The 21,231-nt window shown below is 45.0% G+C and carries 21 protein-coding genes and 1 pseudogene; 15 read left to right on the top strand and 7 right to left on the bottom strand.

Features of this window, described 5'->3' with window-relative positions:
• Positions 1–92: 92 nt before the first annotated feature.
• Positions 93–281 carry a DUF2065 domain-containing protein gene (locus VFDL14_RS17395; RefSeq protein ID WP_032549906.1) on the bottom strand — a complete coding sequence of 63 codons (189 nt, stop codon included), beginning with the start codon at positions 279–281 and terminating at the stop codon, positions 93–95.
• A 172-nt stretch (positions 282–453) separates the two neighbouring features.
• Here VFDL14_RS17395 and VFDL14_RS17400 point away from each other — a divergent pair, with 172 nt between their 5' ends.
• Both VFDL14_RS17400 and motX read left to right on the top strand, forming a co-directional pair.
• Positions 454–1,770 (top strand): adenylosuccinate synthase, encoded by a 1,317-nt coding sequence (locus VFDL14_RS17400; protein ID WP_032549903.1) that lies wholly within the window; start codon positions 454–456, stop codon positions 1,768–1,770.
• A gap of 280 nt (positions 1,771–2,050) precedes the next feature.
• Entirely contained in the window at positions 2,051–2,686 is a 636-nt protein-coding gene (gene motX / locus VFDL14_RS17405; RefSeq protein WP_032549901.1) for a flagellar protein MotX, read from the top strand.
• A gap of 129 nt (positions 2,687–2,815) precedes the next feature.
• On the opposite strand, the gene VFDL14_RS17410 is transcribed toward motX, so the two are convergent.
• Positions 2,816–4,225, bottom strand: a complete 1,410-nt coding sequence (locus VFDL14_RS17410) for an amidohydrolase (RefSeq protein ID WP_032549905.1) — start codon at positions 4,223–4,225, stop codon at positions 2,816–2,818.
• Positions 4,226–4,474: 249 nt separating this feature from the next.
• Between VFDL14_RS17410 and rnr the strand changes: the two genes are divergently transcribed.
• From rnr to rplI, 5 genes are all read left to right on the top strand, one after another.
• Positions 4,475–6,982: a ribonuclease R gene (gene rnr, locus VFDL14_RS17415; protein ID WP_050487342.1), complete on the top strand. Its 2,508-nt coding sequence runs from the start codon at positions 4,475–4,477 to the stop codon at positions 6,980–6,982.
• Positions 6,983–7,082: 100 nt separating this feature from the next.
• A complete protein-coding gene (rlmB, locus tag VFDL14_RS17420; protein WP_032549899.1) occupies positions 7,083–7,823 on the top strand; it encodes a 23S rRNA (guanosine(2251)-2'-O)-methyltransferase RlmB in 741 nt (246 codons plus the stop codon).
• 268 nt (positions 7,824–8,091) lie between these two features.
• A complete protein-coding gene (rpsF, locus tag VFDL14_RS17425) occupies positions 8,092–8,481 on the top strand; it encodes a 30S ribosomal protein S6 (protein ID WP_032549898.1) in 390 nt (129 codons plus the stop codon).
• Between the two features lie 112 nt (positions 8,482–8,593).
• On the top strand, positions 8,594–8,821 hold the full coding sequence (rpsR, locus tag VFDL14_RS17430) for a 30S ribosomal protein S18 (protein ID WP_000090472.1): 228 nt from the start codon (positions 8,594–8,596) through the stop codon (positions 8,819–8,821).
• Positions 8,822–8,859: 38 nt separating this feature from the next.
• The gene (gene rplI, locus VFDL14_RS17435; RefSeq protein ID WP_032549897.1) at positions 8,860–9,312 is read left to right on the top strand and encodes a 50S ribosomal protein L9; all 453 of its coding nucleotides are present in this window, start codon (positions 8,860–8,862) and stop codon (positions 9,310–9,312) included.
• Between the two features lie 184 nt (positions 9,313–9,496).
• On the opposite strand, the gene VFDL14_RS0122970 is transcribed toward rplI, so the two are convergent.
• Positions 9,497–10,369 (bottom strand): DUF481 domain-containing protein, encoded by an 873-nt coding sequence (locus VFDL14_RS0122970; protein ID WP_032549896.1) that lies wholly within the window; start codon positions 10,367–10,369, stop codon positions 9,497–9,499.
• Positions 10,370–10,544: 175 nt separating this feature from the next.
• On the opposite strand from VFDL14_RS0122970, the gene VFDL14_RS17440 reads away from it, so the two are divergent.
• Genes VFDL14_RS17440 through VFDL14_RS17450 form a run of 3 tightly spaced genes read left to right on the top strand, consistent with a single transcriptional unit; the run spans position 10,545 to position 14,245 of the window.
• Positions 10,545–11,936 (top strand): replicative DNA helicase, encoded by a 1,392-nt coding sequence (locus tag VFDL14_RS17440; protein WP_084181823.1) that lies wholly within the window; start codon positions 10,545–10,547, stop codon positions 11,934–11,936.
• Positions 11,937–11,942: 6 nt separating this feature from the next.
• A complete protein-coding gene (gene alr, locus VFDL14_RS17445) occupies positions 11,943–13,031 on the top strand; it encodes an alanine racemase (protein WP_084181822.1) in 1,089 nt (362 codons plus the stop codon).
• A gap of 29 nt (positions 13,032–13,060) precedes the next feature.
• Positions 13,061–14,245, top strand: a complete 1,185-nt coding sequence (locus tag VFDL14_RS17450; RefSeq protein WP_050487344.1) for a BamA/TamA family outer membrane protein — start codon at positions 13,061–13,063, stop codon at positions 14,243–14,245.
• Between the two features lie 127 nt (positions 14,246–14,372).
• Here the strand turns inward: VFDL14_RS17450 and VFDL14_RS17455 are convergent, their stop codons facing one another.
• Positions 14,373–14,792, bottom strand: a complete 420-nt coding sequence (locus tag VFDL14_RS17455) for a secondary thiamine-phosphate synthase enzyme YjbQ (RefSeq protein WP_032549893.1) — start codon at positions 14,790–14,792, stop codon at positions 14,373–14,375.
• Between the two features lie 325 nt (positions 14,793–15,117).
• Between VFDL14_RS17455 and pgi the strand changes: the two genes are divergently transcribed.
• Complete coding sequence (gene pgi / locus VFDL14_RS17460) at positions 15,118–16,770, top strand: glucose-6-phosphate isomerase (protein WP_032549892.1); 1,653 nt, start codon at positions 15,118–15,120, stop codon at positions 16,768–16,770.
• A 161-nt stretch (positions 16,771–16,931) separates the two neighbouring features.
• On the opposite strand, the gene VFDL14_RS17465 is transcribed toward pgi, so the two are convergent.
• Together VFDL14_RS17465 and zur are read right to left on the bottom strand one after the other, a co-directional pair.
• Positions 16,932–17,393 carry a chemotaxis protein CheX gene (locus tag VFDL14_RS17465; protein ID WP_032549890.1) on the bottom strand — a complete coding sequence of 154 codons (462 nt, stop codon included), beginning with the start codon at positions 17,391–17,393 and terminating at the stop codon, positions 16,932–16,934.
• Between the two features lie 17 nt (positions 17,394–17,410).
• Positions 17,411–17,869: a zinc uptake transcriptional repressor Zur gene (zur, locus tag VFDL14_RS17470; RefSeq protein WP_032549889.1), complete on the bottom strand. Its 459-nt coding sequence runs from the start codon at positions 17,867–17,869 to the stop codon at positions 17,411–17,413.
• Between the two features lie 396 nt (positions 17,870–18,265).
• On the opposite strand from zur, the gene VFDL14_RS24645 reads away from it, so the two are divergent.
• From VFDL14_RS24645 to VFDL14_RS17480, 3 genes are all read left to right on the top strand, one after another.
• Complete coding sequence (locus VFDL14_RS24645) at positions 18,266–18,430, top strand: hypothetical protein (RefSeq protein WP_167332342.1); 165 nt, start codon at positions 18,266–18,268, stop codon at positions 18,428–18,430.
• 317 nt (positions 18,431–18,747) lie between these two features.
• Entirely contained in the window at positions 18,748–19,059 is a 312-nt protein-coding gene (locus VFDL14_RS17475) for a hypothetical protein (protein WP_152549210.1), read from the top strand.
• 53 nt (positions 19,060–19,112) lie between these two features.
• On the top strand, positions 19,113–19,859 hold the full coding sequence (locus VFDL14_RS17480) for a hypothetical protein (protein ID WP_032549887.1): 747 nt from the start codon (positions 19,113–19,115) through the stop codon (positions 19,857–19,859).
• Positions 19,860–19,876: 17 nt separating this feature from the next.
• Here VFDL14_RS17480 and VFDL14_RS17485 read toward each other — a convergent pair.
• A pseudogene (locus tag VFDL14_RS17485) lies at positions 19,877–20,259 on the bottom strand (tyrosine-type recombinase/integrase); the annotation flags it as partial.
• 582 nt (positions 20,260–20,841) lie between these two features.
• Here VFDL14_RS17485 and VFDL14_RS17490 point away from each other — a divergent pair.
• A complete protein-coding gene (locus VFDL14_RS17490; protein WP_032549883.1) occupies positions 20,842–21,189 on the top strand; it encodes a hypothetical protein in 348 nt (115 codons plus the stop codon).
• The last annotated feature ends 42 nt before the right edge of the window (positions 21,190–21,231 follow it).

Below are 21,231 nucleotides of genomic sequence, written 5' to 3'. Positions count from 1 at the left end.
GAGCCCCATGGATTTTGAGCTAATCAACTAAACCCCTGTGTCTACTTTTTAGGGGCCACATCATTCTCGAATCTCGAATCTCGAATCTCGAATTACCGATACGTCATAAACGCAATAACCGCACCGGCAACAACTAAGCAACCACCAATACGTCGAAGCTGATTATCTGGTTGTTCACTAAGCTGAGCCATCATGTTGCGCCAGCCTCTTGGAGCAATAAGTGGCCCTAAGCCTTCGACGACCAAAACTAGGCCGATAGCCAGCCAAATAGAGTGAGACATGGTAGGTGCCCTTTGAGATAAAAAAGGAATGATATCAGTATCCTTACGCATTTTGATACCGCCTTATGCGTGTCACTTGTGACCAATTCTCACTATTGTGAACAAAAAATGACTGCAAGAATTGTGATTCAGTGCTAGAATCCATTTTTAACTAGCAACAGATACTGGAAAGATGGGAAATAACGTAGTCGTTCTAGGCACCCAATGGGGTGACGAAGGTAAAGGTAAAATTGTTGACCTTTTAACTGAAGATGCAAAATACGTGGTTCGCTACCAAGGCGGTCACAATGCAGGTCACACACTTGTAATTGACGGTGAAAAAACCGTTCTTCACTTAATTCCATCAGGCATCCTGCGCGATAACGTTAAATGTGTTATCGGTAACGGTGTTGTACTTTCGCCTGAAGCACTTCTTAAAGAAATGAAGCCTCTTGAAGAGCGCGGTATCCCAGTGCGCGAGCGTCTTTTCGTTTCTGAAGCTTGTCCTCTAATTCTTCCGTACCACATCGCTATCGACAACGCGCGTGAAATCGCTCGTGGCGCGAAAGCTATCGGTACAACGGGTCGTGGTATCGGTCCAGCTTACGAAGATAAAGTTGCTCGTCGCGGTCTACGCGTTGGTGACCTTTTCGATAAAGAAATGTTCGCTGAGAAGCTAAAAGAAGTAATGGAATTCCATAACTTCCAGCTTGAGCACTTCTACAAAGCTGAAACCGTAAGCTACGAAGAAGTACTTGAGCAGTGCATGGGTTACGCAGATCTACTAACTTCAATGGTTATGGACGTAACTGACGAACTAGACGCAGCACGTAAGCGCGGCGACAAGATCATGTTCGAAGGCGCTCAAGGTACTCTACTAGATATCGACCACGGTACTTACCCATACGTAACTTCTTCTAACACGACTGCTGGTGGTGTTGCTGCAGGTTCTGGTTTTGGTCCTCGTCACATCGGTTACATCCTTGGTATCACTAAGGCTTACTGTACTCGTGTAGGTTCAGGTCCATTCCCAACTGAGCTTTACGATGGTCTAGACAAGCAAGACCCAGTAGGTAAACACCTAGGTGATGTTGGCCACGAGTTTGGTGCAACAACAGGTCGTCTACGTCGTACAGGTTGGTTTGATGCAGTAGCAATGCGCCGCGCTATCCAAATCAACTCTCTAACTGGTATGTGTCTGACTAAACTAGACGTTCTTGACGGTCTAGAAGAGATCAAGATCTGTACTGGCTACAAGATGGCTGACGGTTCTATCCTAGAAGTTTCTCCAATGGCTGCTGAATCTTTCGAAGAAGCAACGCCAATCTACGAAACAATGCCAGGTTGGTCTGAGACTACATTTGGTGCTAAGACAATCGACGCGCTTCCACAAGCTGCTCTTGATTACATCAAACGTATCGAAGAACTAACAGGCGTACCAGTAGACATCATCTCTACAGGTCCAGACCGTAACGAAACTATTATCAAGGTGCACCCTTACAGCGCATAATGCTGATACACGAAAGTGTATAGATAATAGAAAGTTCTTAGAAAGCCAGCTGAAATAAGCTGGCTTTTTTGTGCCTGTAATTTGGAGTTTCGCCAGTACTACTTTTGAGTGTGATGATCTTTTGTACGCTATCTGGCAAAATATTGCCCATCGGCGGCAAGTTTTGTCTAAAGCGATAGGCGTCGTTGCCGATACAGATATCATAGTGAGTGAAATGTAATTGAGTTTGGGTTGCCCAAAGGTTCAATGCGTTTTTAAAACAAGATAATAGAGTGCAGGTATGAAGCTACGAACTGTGGCAGCTTCATTGATAATGGCGCTGAGCTCCTCCTTAAGTCATGCTAATTTGACTGATGTTGGTGAGCCGGTACCCATATACACAGAAGCTGAACTGATCAATCTGATAGAAAAGAATCAACACCTTGAGCGTGTGAAAGCTGATAAGTGCCAACTGGTTGAAGATATTGTTGCGCGTGCGACGCGTATCAGTTTGCCTTCTTATGAGTTTTTATACGGCGATATGCTGGCTTGGGGTGTATGTGTAGAGCAAGACGTTGAACTTGGTCTGTACTATATGGAAAACGCCGCTCATCAAGGTCTGCCAGCCGCTTTAGAGCAGCTTGGCCGTTACTACTCACGTGGTACCTTGGTTCAGCAAGATAAAGAGCGAGCGATCCCTTATCTACGTGAAGCAGCATCTATGGGTAACCTTAATGCGCGTATTCACTTAGCTGAGCTATTACTGCGTGATTATGGTAGCCCGTTAGATTATGAAGACGCGTACCGCTGGCTGTATAATTCCGTCACTGCCGATCAGCGTCAACACAAACGCATCTCCGTATTGAGGAGTGGGTTGGAGCAAAGAATGCCAGACAACATTATTGCTCGAGCTAAACGACGCGACGTTTTCTGGTAATACCGAATCCCAATCCTGTAATGATCTCTGCACTCATTATTACGGGACACTGAAAGCTGAAAAGCCCTGCCTAATTAGATTAGTGCAGGGCTTTTTGCATTTAGATAGTCATACTATTACGTGGCGAGATTATTGAACCACTTCACCTGACTCAACAACGGTTTCACGCACGACCTTAGTGAAATCCAGTGCTTCTTGACGAATCTTATCTTCATCAACAGTGAGCATGTTGCGGTCTTTCATCAGCAGTTTACCATCGACGATTGAGTGGCGAACGTTACCTGAGTTTGCTGAGTACACCAGTGCAGAGTATGGGTTGTAAACCGGTACCATGTTTGGCGCTTTGGTATCGATCACAATGATGTCCGCCAACTTACCGATCTCTAATGATCCGATCTTATCTTCCATGTGTAGTGCTTTTGCTGCGCCCATTGTCGCCATGTCGATCACTTTGATCGGCGGCATTGCTGCACGATCTTTGTTAACTAGCTTATGAACTTTAGCGACTTGGTTGAATTCATCGATAGTGCTCAAGGTGTTACCCGACATTGGACCATCGGTACCTAGGCCAATACGCACATCTTCATCGTACATCTGCAGAGCAGGCGAGACGCCTTTTGCTGATTTGATGTTAGCACTCATATTGTGTGCAACGCCCATGTCTGACTCTTTCACTAGTTTAATGTCTTCGTCATCAACCAAGATCATGTGTGCGCCAACTAGGTTTTTGTTGAGTGCGCCAATGCTATGCATGTACTGAACAGGCGATAGGCCATCAGAGCGCTCGGCGATCTTCTCTTCTTCACGATGAGACTCTGCAAGGTGGATCATCACAGGAACATCTAGTTCCAGAGATAGCTTCGCTACTTTTTGTAGGATTTCTGTGGTATTGGTGTAAGGGGCGTGTGGTGCGAATGCTGGCGTGATACGCGGGTGGCCTTTGTACTCTTCAATGAAGTTGAGCGCGTACTTAATCCCTTCCTCAGCATTGGCTGCATCTGCAACTGGGAATTTAATTACGGTCTCACCCAGTACAGCTCGCATACCAATCTTATCGACGGTCTTCGCAACCTCATCTTCGAAGTAGTACATATCCGCATAAGTGGTTACGCCACCTTTGACCATTTCAACGTTACCTAGGTTGGCGCCAATGCGAACCATATCGCGAGAAACCAGTTTTTTCTCCAATGGGAAGATATAGCGGTGTAGACGGTCAGGCACATCGTCAGCCAATGAGCGGAACACAGTCATTGAAACGTGAGTGTGAGTATTGATAAGACCTGGCATTACGATGTCGCCGTCGACATCAAGTATTTGCTCTGCTTGGTATTGCTTCTCTAATGAAGCGTCGCCCACAGCAATGATTTTATTGTCTTTAACTACTACCGTACCGCTCTCATAGACGGTTTTGTCTTGGTTCATGGTCAGAACCATGGCATCTGTGATCATCAGATCCGCTTTTTCCATTGCGTTACTCGTCAAAGAAAACAGAGATAGGCTAGCCATCGCTGATGCAATTAAGGTGCGTTTTAAATTCATATCAATACTCAGAACAGGATTTGGTAAATTTTGCTGAATCATAGTCGATTTCAACAGTGTCGCAAACGTTTGTTTTATCGTTTGCGTAAAAATTTGATGGTCGAACAGAATTACGAACGGATATTTCACATCATGAAGATTTGTATCAATCTCAGCTAATTTGTCGGTTTTCCAAAGCATATCTGTAGCTTACCTGTTGCATCGGATATAATAGATGTATATCCCTTCCTTGCTTAAGCAGGCCCGCCTATGACCAAAAAGATACCGATGTCAGAAAATACGACAACCACAGCTAATGCTGATCCTTTTGCAGACCGAGAGTCGCAAAACTACGAGAATCCAGTTCCAAGTCGCGAGTTTATTCTTTCGTTTCTAACGGACGCGAATATTCCAATGAACCGTAACGATCTGTTCGAGGCATTAGGTTTATCAGGCGAAGACCAATATGAAGGTTTGCGCCGTCGTCTGCGTGCGATGGAGCGTGATGGCCAATTGATCTTTACGCGTCGCCAATGCTACGCACTACCGGAGAAACTGGAGCTGATTAAAGGGTATGTGATTGGTCATAAAGATGGTCACGGCTGGGTGCGCCCTGATGGCAGCAAAGGCAAGGATGACGACATTCTACTGCCACATCATCAGATGAAGACACTGATGCATGGTGACTATGTATTGGCACAACCGACTGACAACAGCAAACGCGGTCGTCGTGAAGGCCGTTTAGTACGTGTACTTGAAGAGCGCACAGCACCGTTAATTGGTCGCTTCTTCCTAGAGTATGGCCACTCTTATGTAGTTCCTGATGATTCCCGAATCAGTCACGACATTCTGATCCCAACCGAGCATAAAGGCGGTGCTCGTATGGGTAACGTTGTGGTGATCGAAATTACGGATCGCGGTGGTCGTTCACGCAATATGATGGGTAAAGTTACGGAAGTTTTGGGTGAGAACATGGCTCCGGGGATGGAGACTAAGATTGCGATTCACACTCACCAAATCCCTCATGAATGGCCGCAAGCGGTTGAGAAACAGATTGAAAACCTAGGCGAGCATGTTCCTGAAGAAGCGAAAGAAGGCCGTGTAGATTTACGTGAGCTGCCTTTGGTGACAATCGATGGTGAAGATGCGCGTGACTTCGATGATGCGGTTTACTGTGAAGCGAAGAAAGGTGGTGGCTGGCGCTTATGGGTAGCGATTGCTGATGTAAGTTACTACGTGCGTCCAGATACCGCTCTAGATAAAGAAGCGATTAACCGAGGTAACTCGGTGTACTTCCCATCTCAGGTTGTTCCGATGCTGCCTGAAGTGCTATCTAATGGTTTGTGTTCCCTAAACCCGCAAGTTGACCGTCTGTGTATGGTGTGTGAAATGACCATTTCAGAGAACGGCAAGCTATCGGGTTACAAGCATTATGAAGCGGTGATGAACTCGCATGCGCGTCTGACTTACAACAAGGTAGGCGCGATTCTCGATGGTGATGAAGAGCTTCGTCAGCGTTACGAGAAAGAAGTACCGCACCTTGAAGAGCTGCATAAGATGTACAAGGTGCTTAAGCAGACTCGTGATGAGCGTGGTGCGATTGAGTTTGAAACAGTAGAAACCAAGTTCATCTTCAATGCTGATCGTAAGATTGACCGCATTGAACCTGTGATTCGCAACGATGCTCACAAGATCATCGAAGAGTGTATGATTCTGGCGAATATTGCTTCTGCTTCATTAGTAGAAAAAGCCAAAGAGCCAGCTCTATACCGAATCCACGAGACACCAGGAGAAGAGCGCCTTGCAGGCTTTAAAGATTTCTTGGGTGAGTTAGGTCTAAGCTTGGAAGGTGGTCTGCAGCCATCGCCAACCGATTACGCACAACTGATTCGTCAGATTAACGAGCGTGAAGACCGCGAACTGATTCAAACCATGCTGCTGCGCTCTATGAAGCAAGCGGTATACAACGCTGATAACTGTGGCCACTTTGGCTTGGCACTGAAGCGCTACGCGCACTTTACTTCGCCTATTCGTCGTTACCCAGACTTACTGCTACACCGTGCGATCAAGTACCTGATTGCTAAAGGTGAAGGCCGCAACACAGACCGTTGGACGCCAACTGGTGGTTACCATTACTCATTTGATGATATGGATTTCTACGGTGAGCAGTGTTCGACAACCGAGCGTCGTGCAGATGATGCCACACGTGAAGTGTCGGATTGGCTGAAGTGTGAATACATGCAAGACCACGTTGGCGAAGAGATGCCGGGTGTGATTGCTAACGTAACTGGTTTTGGCTTCTTTGTTCGCCTAACAGAGCTGCATATTGATGGCTTAGTGCATGTGACGTCACTAGCCAACGATTACTACCAATTTGACCCAATTGGACAGAGATTAATTGGTGAGAGTTCTGGTAATATCTACCGCCTTGGCGATTCAGTGAAGGTTAAGGTCTCTGCGGTAAATCTAGATAGCCGCCAGATTGACTTTGATATTGTCGATACTGACCGCAAGCCTCGTGGTAAAGGTAAAACCGCGAAGAAACGTGCAGCGGATGCTGCGAAAAAGGCAAAAAGCAAAAAACGCGCAGCTGTCAAAAGCCGCCGCCCAGGAAGCAGTGCTAAACCATTAGTTGAGCCTACCAAGCGCCCAGATGGTAGCAGTGAAGAAGGGACAAGCAGCAAGAGAAAGTCGAAGCGTAAACCGGCGAGTACCGATAAGCCGAAAGCGAAAAAGAAGCGCACGGCAAAGCGTAAGCCAAAAGCGCCAAAGGCTTAACACAGGAGTAGGCATAAGTACTGCCTACTCGATATTGAATAGTGAATTAAGGAGAGGCGCAGCTTGCTCTCCTTAACGTAACAAACCGAACAGGTAGACAATGAGTAACGAATTTATCTATGGCATTCACGCGGTGAAGGCTGTTCTAGAAAAAGACCCCGCACGCTTTATCGAGGCTTATGTATTAAAAGGCCGTCAAGATGAGCGTCTATTACCGCTGTTGAACCAACTGCAGCAGTTTGGGGTGTCTATCCAACAAATGGGTCGTAAAGTGCTGGATGACAAAGCCCAAGGCGCTAATCACCAAGGTATCATCGCTAAGGTGAAACCAGCTAAGCAGCTGAATGAGAATGACCTTGATGACATTCTTGCTCAGCATGAACAGCCTCTACTGCTGGTTCTTGATGGTGTGACAGATCCGCACAACTTAGGCGCATGTCTACGTAATGCAGACGCAGCAGGTGTTGCGGCTGTAATCGTACCGAAAGACCGCTCTTCGCCGTTAACAGCAACAGTAAGCAAAGTGGCATGTGGTGCTGCAGAAACTGTTCCGCTAGTTCGCGTGACTAACCTGGCGCGTACTATGCGTGCTCTACAAGAGAAAGGCGTGTGGTTTGTGGGTACAGCGGGCGAAGCGACGCATGATATCTACCAAGCAAAACTGACTGGCCCACTAGCGGTTGTGATGGGTGCTGAGGGTGACGGTATGCGTCGTCTAACGCGCGAAACCTGTGATGACCTTATTAAGATCCCTATGGCTGGTAGCGTATCAAGCCTTAATGTTTCAGTGGCTTCTGGTATTTGCCTGTTTGAAGCGGTACGTCAGCGTTTAGCGCAGTAAATCGCTCATTGAATTGATTTATTTCTAACGCCCACCACATGCTGGTGGGCGTTTGTTTTTATCGAATTAAGGTAGATCTTGAGAGAATCACGGATGGCTAGATGGCGAAAGAAAAACTGTTTCATTATTCGCCAAATACCACTTGCCAATAAGGGGTTCTTTCTATAATATTTGCCGTCCTTAAAACTCAGTCAATTATCTTTAGTTCCTTGCTTCCTCTGGATGACTGAGCCAACTGTGGAAGCTAATAATCCGTAAGGAGCAACCAATGCGTCATTACGAAATCGTATTCATGGTGCACCCTGATCAAAGCGAGCAAGTTGCTGGCATGATCGAGCGTTACACTGGTTCTATCACTGAAGCTGGCGGTACTATCCACCGTCTAGAAGACTGGGGCCGCCGTCAAATGGCTTACCCAATCAACAAGCTTCACAAAGCTCACTACGTTCTAATGAACGTTGAAGCTGGTCAAGAAGTGATCGACGAGCTAGAAACTGCTTTCCGTTTCAACGATGCAGTTCTACGTAACATGATCATGCGCACTAAAGGCGCTGTGACTGAGCAATCTATTATGCTTAAGCAAAAAGAAGAGCGTGCAGAGCGTGCTCCTCGTCGCGAAGAGCGTACAGAAGCTAAGCCAGAAGCATCTGCTGAGTAATTCTTTTTTGGCGTAAAGCCTTAAAAAATTCTCAACTTGTTTTAGGTTCTTCGTAACTACTTCGGTATTTATGGAAGACCGCTTTTTTAAATTTAAGATCAGGAGATAGCCCATGGCTCGTTTCTTCCGTCGTCGTAAATTCTGCCGTTTCACTGCAGAAGGCGTACAAGAGATTGACTACAAAGACGTAGCAACTCTAAAAAACTACATCACTGAAGCTGGTAAAATCGTACCTAGCCGTATCACTGGTACAAGCGCTAAGTATCAGCGTCAACTAGCTCGCGCTATCAAGCGTTCTCGTTACCTAGCACTTCTACCATACACTGACAAGCATCAGTAATTGGTAAGAGTTAATAAAAGTTTAAGAGGACTAAGATAATGCAAGTTATTCTACTTGATAAGATCGGTAACCTAGGTGGCCTTGGCGACCAAGTAAACGTTAAATCTGGCTACGCTCGTAACTTCCTTATCCCACAAGGTAAAGCAGTTATGGCAACTAAAGATAACGTTGCTATGTTCGAAACTCGCCGTGCTGAACTAGAAGCTAAAGTTGCTGAGCAACTAGCTGCTGCAGAAGCTCGCGCAGAGAAAGTTAACGCTCTAGAAGCTGTTGTTATCGCTTCTAAAGCTGGTGACGAAGGTAAACTATTCGGTTCTATCGGTACTCGCGACATCGCTGACGCTATCACAGCTGCAGGTGTTGAAGTTGCTAAGAGCGAAGTACGCCTACCTGAAGGCGCTCTACGTAACATCGGTGAATTCGAAGTAAGCATCCAACTTCACTCTGAAGTATTTGCTACAGCGAACATCGCTATCGTTGCTGCTGAGTAATTTCAGTTAAAAGACGAATTCTTTCTTTTGAAAGTTTTAAAACACCAGCTTCGGCTGGTGTTTTTTTATGTCTGGAATTCGGGCGAGCGGCCAAGGTCTGTTATACAGGTATGAGGGTGTAAGAGTTACGGTAGGTAAAAAGCCTATGATGATCTTTTTACCCTAAAGGCTGTTGGGAATGCTCTTAAAACTGGAACAACAGATTCACGGAAAGCACAGAGTCTGCTTTATCTAAGCCATTCGGCACTTTATCGTGATATTGACGTGAGTGTGCAATCTTGAGCGCAATGTTTTCGGTGATGTCATTTACGGCCTCGAGGTCGGTGTCGAGTCTTAGGTTACTTCTACCTGATACCAACGTCATATCCGCATTGAAGCGCAGGTTAGGCAGTATCTGCCAAGACGAGTTTAAATTGCCTCGGAAGATACCTTCTTCGACGATCTCTGGAAAGATAATATCGTCATCATCGATTTCATCTAGGTTGGGTTCTTGGTAACGAAAACCAGGACCAAGTTCGAACTCTAACACGAAGGTTTCAGTATTTGAGAACTGATAACCTAAACCCGTCGAAATCGTATAATCCTTAAAGTAAGCACTGTAGCGAGAGTCTACACCTTTAAAACTTCCGTAAAGGTAGGTTTTTGGACTTAACTTATAGTCACTCTGCGCGGTGTAAGTCGACTGTCTCTTATCTTCTTCGCCATCTTTGTAAAGGTTGTAATACTTCCATTCACCCGTACTACGGTGACGTCCTTCTGTGTATTCAGCACTGAGGCGTGCGTTTAGCGAGCGAGAGTCTGAATTACCAGTATGCGACTGATATCCAAATTCGACTTCGGTCGCGAGCGGATCTGCAGGTTCAGTGTCTGTGTCACTCGGCGCGATATCCATATCCACAACATCTGTTGCTGCTTCTAATTGTAACTCTTCAGCTGGCTCTAAAGGCTCAGCCACTTCTATTGAGTCAAGAAGCTTATCAACAGAGGATTCTGTGTCATTAGCCAAAGCTAATGGAGTGCTCAGTAGACCAAGGCTAAGAGCAAATAATTTGGACACGCATACCTCATTAGGACAGTGAATGGGTGGAGGATCGTAATGCTACCCTTGGTGATTTGAGTCAGCAATAGGTAAATTCTTACTTAAGACTAAAACAAACCCACTCCATAGCATTACAAATGGATGTTCTTGGGTATAATGAGCGATCATTATTAGTTATTTGAGTGTAGTCATAGTGGATACCAGAAATCAGAAATCAGCCAACGATCAGGTGGACGCGATTAAAGTCCCGCCCCATTCATTAGAAGCTGAGCAATCCGTGATTGGCGGCCTGTTGCTGGACAACGAACGCTGGGATACGGTTGCTGAGAAGGTCGTGGCGAAGGACTTTTATAGCCGTCCACACCGTCTGATTTTCGAAGCAGTGAAAGACATTCTAGAAGAAAGTGCCCCTCTGGATCTTATTACACTCTCAGAACACTTAGAGCTGCGTGAGCAACTTGAAGAGGTGGGTGGTTTCGCTTACCTTGCAGACCTTGCAAAAAATACCCCAAGTGCGGCAAACATTAACGCGTATGCAGATATCGTCGCGCAGCGTGCTCTAGTTCGTAGCCTGATTGGTGTGGCGAATGAGATCGCCGATTCTGGTTATGACCCACAAGGCCGCACTTCAGAAGACCTGCTTGATCTTGCCGAGAGTAAAGTATTCGCGATTGCAGAAGGTCGTGCGAGCGAGAACGAAGGCCCGCAAAACGTAGACAGCATTCTAGAGAAGACGTTAGAGCGTATCGAGATCCTATACAAAACGCCGCAAGATGGTGTGACAGGTGTCGATACTGGCTTTAACGACCTCAACAAGAAAACCGCTGGCCTACAAGGCTCTGATTTAATCATTGTTGCGGCGCGTCCATCGATGGGTAAAACCACCTTTGCGATGAACTTGTGTGAAAACGCGGCAATGAAACAAGACAAACCTGTTCTTATCTTCTCGCTAGAGATGCCGGGCGAACAGCTGATGATGCGTATGCTTGCGTCTCTTTCTCGCGTAGACCAAACCAAGATTCGTACTGGTCAGTTGGATGACGAAGATTGGGCTCGTATCTCTTCAACCATGGGCATCCTCATGGACAAGAAGAATATGTACATCGATGACAGCTCAGGCCTAACGCCAACCGAAGTACGTTCACGTGCACGTCGTATTGCTCGTGAGCACGATGGTCTTTCAATGATCATGATCGACTACCTTCAACTGATGCGTGTGCCGTCTCTTTCTGATAACCGTACCTTGGAAATTGCCGAGATCTCTCGCTCTCTGAAAGCTTTAGCGAAAGAGCTGAATGTTCCTGTTGTGGCACTGTCTCAGCTTAACCGTTCCCTAGAGCAACGTGCTGATAAGCGCCCAGTTAACTCGGACTTGCGTGAATCGGGCTCGATTGAGCAAGATGCCGACTTAATCATGTTTATCTACCGTGATGAAGTTTATAACCCAGACAGCTCACTGAAAGGTATCGCGGAAATTATTATCGGTAAGCAGCGTAACGGCCCAATCGGTTCGGTTCGTTTGACCTTCCAAGGTCAGCACTCTCGATTTGATAACTATGCAGGTCCTGCATTTGATGATGAGTAACGCTTAATGACGTACATGAAAGCGGCGACCGCGAGCATTGATCTCAATGCACTAGAGCATAACCTTCGCCAGATAAAGTCGAAGGCGCCTCAATGTAAAGTAATGTCGGTAGTCAAAGCCAATGGCTACGGTCACGGCTTACTGCAGATTGCCAAACACTCTAAAAATTCCGACGCATTCGGTGTAGCTCGTATTGAAGAAGCGCTGCAGCTGCGTGCGGGCGGTATTGTGCAACCTATTCTATTGCTTGAAGGCTTTTACTCTTCAGGTGATTTGCCGATCCTTGTCACCAACAACATTCAAACCGTGGTGCACTGCGAAGAGCAGTTAAGCGCGCTAGAAAACACCAAGCTTGAAGCTCCGGTTGTTGTTTGGTTGAAGGTGGATAGTGGTATGCACCGTTTAGGGGTTCGCTCTGAGCAGTACCAAAACTTTGTGGAGCGTCTTCATCAGTGTCCTAATGTCGCTAAACCACTGCGCTATATGAGCCACTTCGGTTGTGCGGATGAGTTAGATAAAGGCACAACACAGCAACAAACAGAACTATTCCTGTCCTTAACGGAGGGCTGCGAGGGTGAGCGCTCTTTGGCGAACTCTGCAGGCTTGCTAGCATGGCCAGAGAGCCACTTAGATTGGGTTCGCCCTGGGATTATCTCTTACGGCGTCTCTCCGTTTGTAGAACAGACGGCACAAGACCTAGGCTTTCAGCCGGTGATGACACTAACCTCGCACCTGATTGCAGTTCGTGATCTTAAAGCCGGTGAAAGCGTTGGCTATGGCGGAAACTGGACCAGTGACCGCGATACCAAAATGGGCGTGATTGCTATTGGTTACGGTGATGGTTACCCACGTACCGCACCTAACGGCACACCCGTGTTCATCAATGGTCGCAAAGTGCCGATTGCAGGTCGTGTCTCAATGGATATGCTTACTGTCGATCTCGGCCCTGATGCCACCGACCAAGTGGGTGATGAAGCGACCTTATGGGGTAAAGCTCTACCTTCGGAAGAGGTTGCGTCTCACATTGACACTATCGCTTATGAATTGGTTACCAAACTCACTTCACGTGTCGCGATGGAGTACGTGAAATCGTGAGTGGTAAAAAAAGGTGGTTTGCCAGTGCTATGACGCTGGCGGCCTCGCTGGTTTTTACTCCCGCTCAAGCCTCCGATAAACCAGAGAAAGAACCCAAAGACTCTGCGTTTGTTCCCTTTTACTTCAGCACTGAAACCATGGGTAATACCTTTGGGGTTGCTGGTGTCGCAAAAGGAGTAGGGCAGCCACAGGCAGCATTGTTTGGTACCGCGCTCTATTCCGATAAAGACAGCTACGTCGTCTTCTTGTCCGCTTTTAACTACGCGTTGTCGCAAAACCTGCTGTTTAGTACTCAGATGTACCAAGCTCGTTTTAATGACAATCCATATTATCTTGGTGATCAGGGCAGCAATGACTCTTCTGATCTGGATAAAACCATCGCTGACGGTCACGAGCAAAACTATCAAGCTGAGTTTAAGTATTTGCTGCCTTGGGGGAATGTCGCTGAGCATGGTCTTTTGGGGGCGTTCCAACCGATTAAAGACGTCAGTTTCGCCTCTCCGCTAGAGTCTGGCGTGAGCTCGATTATCTTTACGCCGTTTTATACCTCTCGTGAGCTCAAAGACCTCAACCAAGCCGAGAAAGCGACAGGCTTTAGTTTAAGCTTTGATTGGGATAATCGAGACAGCACTCGTAACCCAACCAAAGGTTCACACTCTTTGTTAAAGCTGACGACGGGTGCTGACGATTGGTCTGAGAGTGACCCTTGGTTTAAATGGACATTTCAAAACAGCCAATATTACGCACTAGGTCCACTTGGAGATTGGTTTGACCAACAAGTCTTAGCTTTTGACTTCTATACCGCCGATACACCAACGTGGAATAACTGCTCTGGTCAGGAGTGTGCTCGTCCACCTGAAACTGAGCAAGCGCGCCTTGGTGGTCTATACCGATTAAGAGGTTATACCGGTGGCAGATTCCATGGTCGCTCTGCAGTTCATTACTCAGCGGAATATCGTGTGTTACCTGAATGGCAGCCACTGGAAGACATTCCGCTGATTAACTACTACGACTTGCCTTGGTGGCAGTGGGTTGCTTTTGCCGAAGTAGGGCGAGTGGCTGATGAGTACGATGTAAAAACACTGCATACCGATATGAAATGGAGTTTGGGTGGCGCGGTGCGCTTTCAGGTAGAAGGAATTGTGGTGAGAGCAGAACTAGCCCGAGGCGGTGACGAAGGTACCTTTAGGGTTATGATAAACCAGCCCTTCTAAAGCTAATGTTCTCGCTCAACTGAGCTTAAAAAGCATTTGGCCTACTGTAGGCCTAAAGCCCTATGAATAAGAGTGGTAGTGGAAACGTACCACTCTTTTTTATTGATTCAATTAAGGTTTTTCTACGTTATTCACCTTGGATTGTCAGTATCACGGTGCGGCTACCGCCGAAATCACGATGTTCACCTAAGTAAATGCCCTGCCATGTTCCTAAAGCTAATCGACCATTGGTAATGGGGATTGTCACATTATTGCCCAGAAGCGATGCTTTAATGTGTGCTGGCATGTCGTCGTCGCCCTCATAAGTGTGTCGATAGTACGGCGCTCTCTCAGGTACATAGCGATTAAAGTGCGACTCCATATCCGCACGTACGGTAGGATCGGCGTTTTCATTGAGGGTTAAGCTCGCAGAAGTATGTTGGATAAATAAGTGTAATAAACCAACAGTTGGACAATTAATGTCGTTGATGTGTTGTTCAATTTCATCAGTAATGAGATGAAATCCACGCTTTCGTGCATTGAGGTGAATAGTCTTCTGAAACCACATATAGCATCCTCTATAATGTATTTGGCAAAAAAGCGGTTTAACGCTATCTTTTGAACTTGAATTTACAGGGTTTAGTTCACACTTCTACAGTGTAGAACCGAAATCAGCGCCAGTTAGTGGTTCACAAAAACGAACCGTGATTTATCTCAAGGCGCTGATGGTTATATACGGCATAATACGCCGTGAAAAAAAATTACAAAGAATCTTTCAGTGATGATGAAATCTTTGTCGTCACCGAATCATAGAGCTTTTGCCTAATCGGGGGTTCTCTTATCACATTGGTGATATTGAGAATAAAACCTAAAGTAACATCGGGATAGTTACCATGTTGAAAAATATCAACCCAACGCAAACACAAGCGTGGAAATCTCTAACTGCACACTTTGAATCTGCTCAAGATATGGAGCTAAAAGAGCTATTTGCTCAAGATGCAAAGCGTTTTGACGCGTTCTCTACTCGCTTCGGTTCAGACATCTTAGTCGATTACTCTAAGAACCTTATCGATGCAGAAACGATGCAGCACCTATTCGCACTTGCTAACGAAACAGAAGTTAAATCTGCAATCGAAGCAATGTTCAAAGGTGACGCAATCAACCAAACTGAAGGCCGTTCAGTTCTTCACACTGCTCTGCGTAACCGCAGCGATAAGCCAGTGATGGTTGATGGTAAAGATGTAATGCCTGCTGTAAATGCTGTTCTAGCAAAAATGGAACTCTTCACACACCGCATCGTATCAGGTGAGTGGAAAGGTTACACAGGTAAAGAGATCACTGATGTTGTAAACATTGGTATCGGTGGTTCGGACCTAGGTCCATACATGGTGACTGAAGCCCTAACACCATACAAAACACGCCTAAACATGCACTTCGTGTCTAACGTTGATGGTACTCACATCGTTGAAACACTGAAGAAAGTAAACCCAGAAACAACACTATTCCTAGTGGCTTCTAAGACGTTTACAACTCAAGAAACAATGACGAATGCACACTCTGCACGTGATTGGTTCCTAGCAGAAGCGGGTGATGAAGCACACGTAGCTAAGCACTTCGCAGCGTTATCTACTAACGCAACTGCGGTAGCTGAGTTTGGTATCGATACAGACAACATGTTCGAATTCTGGGACTGGGTTGGCGGTCGTTACTCTTTATGGTCTGCAATCGGTCTATCGATTTCACTGTCTGTAGGTTTCGATAACTTCGTTGAGCTTCTTGAAGGTGCTCACGACATGGATAACCACTTTGCTTCAACTGAGTTTGAAAGCAACATTCCAGTTATCCTTGCGCTAATCGGTATTTGGTACAACAACTTCCACGGCGCTGAGTCTGAAGCAATTCTGCCTTACGACCAATACATGCACCGTTTTGCTGCGTACTTCCAGCAAGGTAACATGGAGTCTAACGGTAAGTTTGTTGACCGTGACGGTAACCCAGTGGAATACCAAACGGGTCCAATCATCTGGGGTGAGCCTGGTACAAACGGCCAGCACGCATTCTACCAGCTGATTCACCAAGGTACTAAGCTGATCCCTTCTGACTTCATTGCTCCAGCAATCAGCCACAACCCAGCATCTGATCACCATCAGAAGCTAATGTCTAACTTCTTTGCTCAAACTGAAGCACTAGCATTCGGTAAGACAAAAGAGACAGTAGAAGCTGAATTCCTAGCAGCAGGTAAAACAGCGGAAGAAGTAGCAGAACTTGTACCATTTAAAGTGTTTGAAGGTAACCGCCCAACAAACTCTATCCTAGTTAAGCAAATCACGCCTCGCACTCTGGGTAACCTAATCGCGATGTACGAGCACAAGATCTTCGTACAAGGCGTTATCTGGAACATCTTCAGCTTCGACCAATGGGGTGTAGAGCTTGGTAAGCAACTGGCGAACCAAATCCTACCTGAGCTTGCTGATGACGCAGAAGTGACATCTCACGATAGCTCAACTAACGGTCTAATCAACGCATTTAAAGCGCTTAAAGCTTAATTGAGTTGAACCGGTAAAAAGAAACGCCAGCCTTCGAGCTGGCGTTTTTGTTTTTCCAGAGTAAGCCATGTACTTCGATAAATAGCAGGTAATAAAAAAGGCTGGCACTGCGCCAACCTTTCTTTCAATTCGCTTTCTTTAAAGTCGAACGTTCGATGCTGTTATTCGAAACAGATCTCGATGAAGGCATTACCCCATTGAGATGAGAACGGCATGATGATGATTGCACCTTCACACTTGTGACGAATCGTATGTCCTTTGCCTGATACAACAATCGGTGTTGCCATATCAAAATCGAAGCCACTTTCAGCAAGGATACGCTTTGCACCGCCCGTTACCATGTTAGTGATCTCACCAACCATATCGGTAACTTCTTCGTTTAGACCGTTAGGGCGCTCACCCAGCATGTTCTGCATGATTTCTAGCGCTAGGCCTTCATCAAAAGTGATCGACATTGAACCACGAGATTGTGGGCCAACCATACCGATTAAACCAGAGACATCACCACGAGCGATTTCATCTTTTTTAACTCTAGGTTTCTGTGGCTTCAATTCTAGAGAAGCCATCGTTTTCAGCACATTCATGAGAGAGGCTAAAAACGGGTTTACAAATTCAGCGCGCATAATGTTCTTCTATAATCTTAATCTTTCAGCTCAGTCGAGCAGGCTTGGCAAGTGCCATGAGATTCGATGACGTGGTTGGTCAATCGAAAGCCGTGCTTGTCTGCATTGTTAGCGAGTTGAGATATCAGGTCATCGTCTTGCAATTCGATAACGCTGCCACACTTATCACAGATTAGCAGCTGTGAGAAATGTTTGTGAGCATTACAAGAGCAGCAGCAAATAAAGCTGTTTGTTGACTCAACTCGGTGAATGAAACCTTGTTCCAACAAAAAGTCTAAAGCGCGATATACAGTAGGTGGTTTGGCCTGAGGTTCACTTTGCTTAAGCTGTTCCAGTAACTCATAAGCACTAGAGGCTTTTTTATTCGCTAAGATAAGCTCAAACACTCGCTTTCTTTGAGGTGTTAAACGAACGCCTCGTGATGCGCATATCCCTTCAACTTGCTCTATTAATGTTTGGTCCAAATTTTTCACCATACAAAGGGACGTCTCTAACTACTTACTATTTTGACAGTAAAATCAGCGAGGTGTCCTTAATTTCAATAAAAGTCAGGTACAGAGCGTATTGTGACTTATGACTTTGAATAAGACAAGGTAACTCAAAATGACCGCATGACTCAAGATATAACTGATTATTGACGTCAAAATAGAGGCTCTGTGAATGGGTTGAAATATAAAAGTGTGAGGTAACCTACGACTCGTATGCTTTCACGCACACCTTGTGCGTAGACGGCCATTGTGTGACGGTATGGTTCCCTTCGACTGAAAACTGCAAGCGTATCGGTAGACGGTGTTCAATTCGGTGGTATTATTGGCGTAAGTTCTCCAATAGTATTTGGCCTATGGGAAACCCTACGCAATGAGTTCAGGTAAATGGCAGAGTATCAAACACTAATAGTCGCGATTGCTAGTGCCCTGTCGAGCGGGGTCGGTGTAGAGGTTACACTTAAAACTGATGTTAAGTGGCTGCGCCTAATGATGGAAAAGATGGATGAACGTTTGACTCGGCTTGAAAACAAATGCCTTATGATGACGTAACATATGGTTAGAGGCGATGTACTCCATTGAAAAATGAAAATGTATTTATAATTAATTTAGATGTAGAGTGTCCCTGAGAGCTTTACCTTCTACACTTAATTTAAGCTTGCAGAACAGTATATGTGCAACTCTAGATTAAAAAAACATTCTTTTTTATCGTAATGCTTACCTATACTGTTGTTAAAGAATTGATGGTTTTTATGGTGTTTCACCTTTATTCAAGGTATAAAGATAAGGCAAAACTGGATCTTTTAGGGCTGAAGAGTATAATTCCGAGCCCAAAGATTGAGAGCATACCTTTAATTGGAACTAGGATTATGATTACGCGCACGAACCAAACAGTGCTGGAAAGCAGATTGATAACATCTGTACCAACCGATGATAGCAAAAGCTGTTATCAGGTGCGTTGCCTCTATGCAGGCGATGACTTAGCTAGGTTCATTGTTGTCGATTCTACAGATGTCCAGAAATATCAAGTCGAGATATTGGCAGAGGCTCGTTTTAGCTTTAAGCAAAACCATCTTGCCTTCAAGTCACAGAGTCTAACTGGCTCAATCACAAAATTACTTAAAAGTAAAATATTTAACTTTGCACAACAAGAGCTTGGAAGAGTTCCCCAAGTTTTTTAAAAGTTAAATTATAGGGTATACTAGGCTCCTCACATAGGTAAGGAGCCTTTTTTGTGCCTGAATTAAATCCAACCGGATATGCAAAACAACTCAACAGTGGTAACTATGAAGAGTTACCAGTTATTAGTGAACATTACGATGTTGTTGATGATGCAGGCATTCCAATTCCTCTTAGGATGGTACACCATCAACGAGACACATATGTATCAGATGCTGAGACTCCAGATGGAGTTGTAATTATTTTTGCAATTGATTTTGAAGAATTGGATTCGGCAATAGATCTTTTAACTCAGGCTCAAGAGAGAGCTTTAGAGGTGAAAGATTTGTATGATTATGTGGTTGAAAATTATGATGGAATGTATGAAGAGAATGTTATAGGTAGAATTGCATTTAATATTCTTCCCGGGCCCATCTCAGTTAAGGAACTAACAATAGTCCCAAGAATTTGTGGAGCTTACATTAAGGAAAAGTATCGCCGCTATCGCATTTCCCCAATAGGTTATCAAATGCTTGGCCATCACTATGGTGCGGTACAATCAGATCAAGAGCAAACTCCACTTGGTGCCAAGTTGTGGTATGCAAGCCTACCTAAATTCGGAAAGGTTGTTGCCGTAGATACTAAAATAGAAAGTATTTTAGAAGAAGTTTTGCATACTTGCCCACCGACCGGTGAGTATTGGGATGGAACTGTGTTAGTAAATACAGATAATGAAAAAGATTTAAGCTCCCTAGGTAAAGTTCCTTATTCATTAGTCGAATCTAAAAAACACGTAGTGTTCGAGTTCGTACCATCGAAATAATCGTAAGATGAGGCTCATTACTGAGCCTTGTTGTGAAGTTTATGTGGAAATAACTGAGTATAAACCTGCCATAAGATATTGAGATTACGATGACCTGTCACTTGAGCTACTTCCTCAATTGAGTAGCCCTTTTCAAATAACCGACTTGCTCCTTCTCTTCGCAAGTCGCGATACTTCAAATCCTCAATACCTAATTCGTTCCTTACACACTGAAAGCCTACGCTAACACTTCGTGAGTTGTATGGAAAAATAAGTTCACCTTTGTTTGGTTGCTTTAGTGCGATCTCAAATGAATCGCCAAGCAACGGTACAATCATATGATTACCTTCTTTCTTCCTTGGGGCTTTTCTATCCAACGTAGTTTGCAAACTTCACCAGTCCGTATGCAATAAAGGATGTTCTACTCACAGGCTTCGGTTAAGGAATTTCCGAATTCTTTTTCCTGAATGTTTCTGCTTCCCTGTGTATAATCGCCCAATTATTTTTCATGCTAAATGATGCTATTCGTCCTACTTTGTCAGTCGATACTGAATACGTACTGAACCAAAGGCTGTAGGGCAACTCTAGCGAACCTATGTTCTACACAGTGTATAGACTTTGAGTAACACCTTATGAAACCTGACAATACTAGTAAATATGCGGCTAACCGCTTGTCTGTCGCTCCAATGCTCGATATGTGCAACTGCTGAACATAACATTATAAATCATAGCTTTAAGATTGAGTCGACACTCTGGGGGACATTTGAGGGATAAAAAACTCTCAAATTTGAAACAGCCAACCTCATCATACAGTAGGATCTTTTTAGGGGAAAATTCTCTTTTAATCTTTTTATATTAGAGTAGCCTTATCCACATCACCCACATCACCCACATCACCCACATCACCCACATCACCTTTCAGCCTGTAGAGACGACAGCGTGAAGTGCTGTTGCAAATAAAAATTTGTGCACTTAGAAAAAAAATGTACGCTTAAATAAAACTATGAGCGACAACCATTTTGTATTTACGAAACGACTTCTCGTTGCGTGTGAATTTCATAAATTTGAAAACTTTAAAGTCATGACATGGGAAGCTGTCATCGAGCAATGCATAGAGAAAGGCTACCTAGATCAGCAAGATATACGACAAAAAAGTAAAGAATTTCAGTTTCTAGAAAGGGTTTTTAATAGAGACTTCCCTGCGATGATTCTAGCTGCACCAACTATAAAGCCATTGAGAGATATTGACGACTTCTCTCGGTTGAAAAAAGAGTCTCAAGAGTTGGCTGAGTCAATAGTGCAAGACGCAGCTCAAGTGCTGATGGGTAAGCAAATTGAACTACCATTTTAAATGGTAGAGTTGGGGTCGCAGGGTCTCCCCGCAAGATGGCAA

The organism is Vibrio fortis (genome assembly GCF_000695685.1).
Taxonomy (GTDB): Bacteria; Pseudomonadota; Gammaproteobacteria; order Enterobacterales; family Vibrionaceae; genus Vibrio; species Vibrio fortis_A.
Note: the sequence above shows the minus strand (reverse complement) of the source record. Positions and strands in the feature narration are given on the sequence as shown.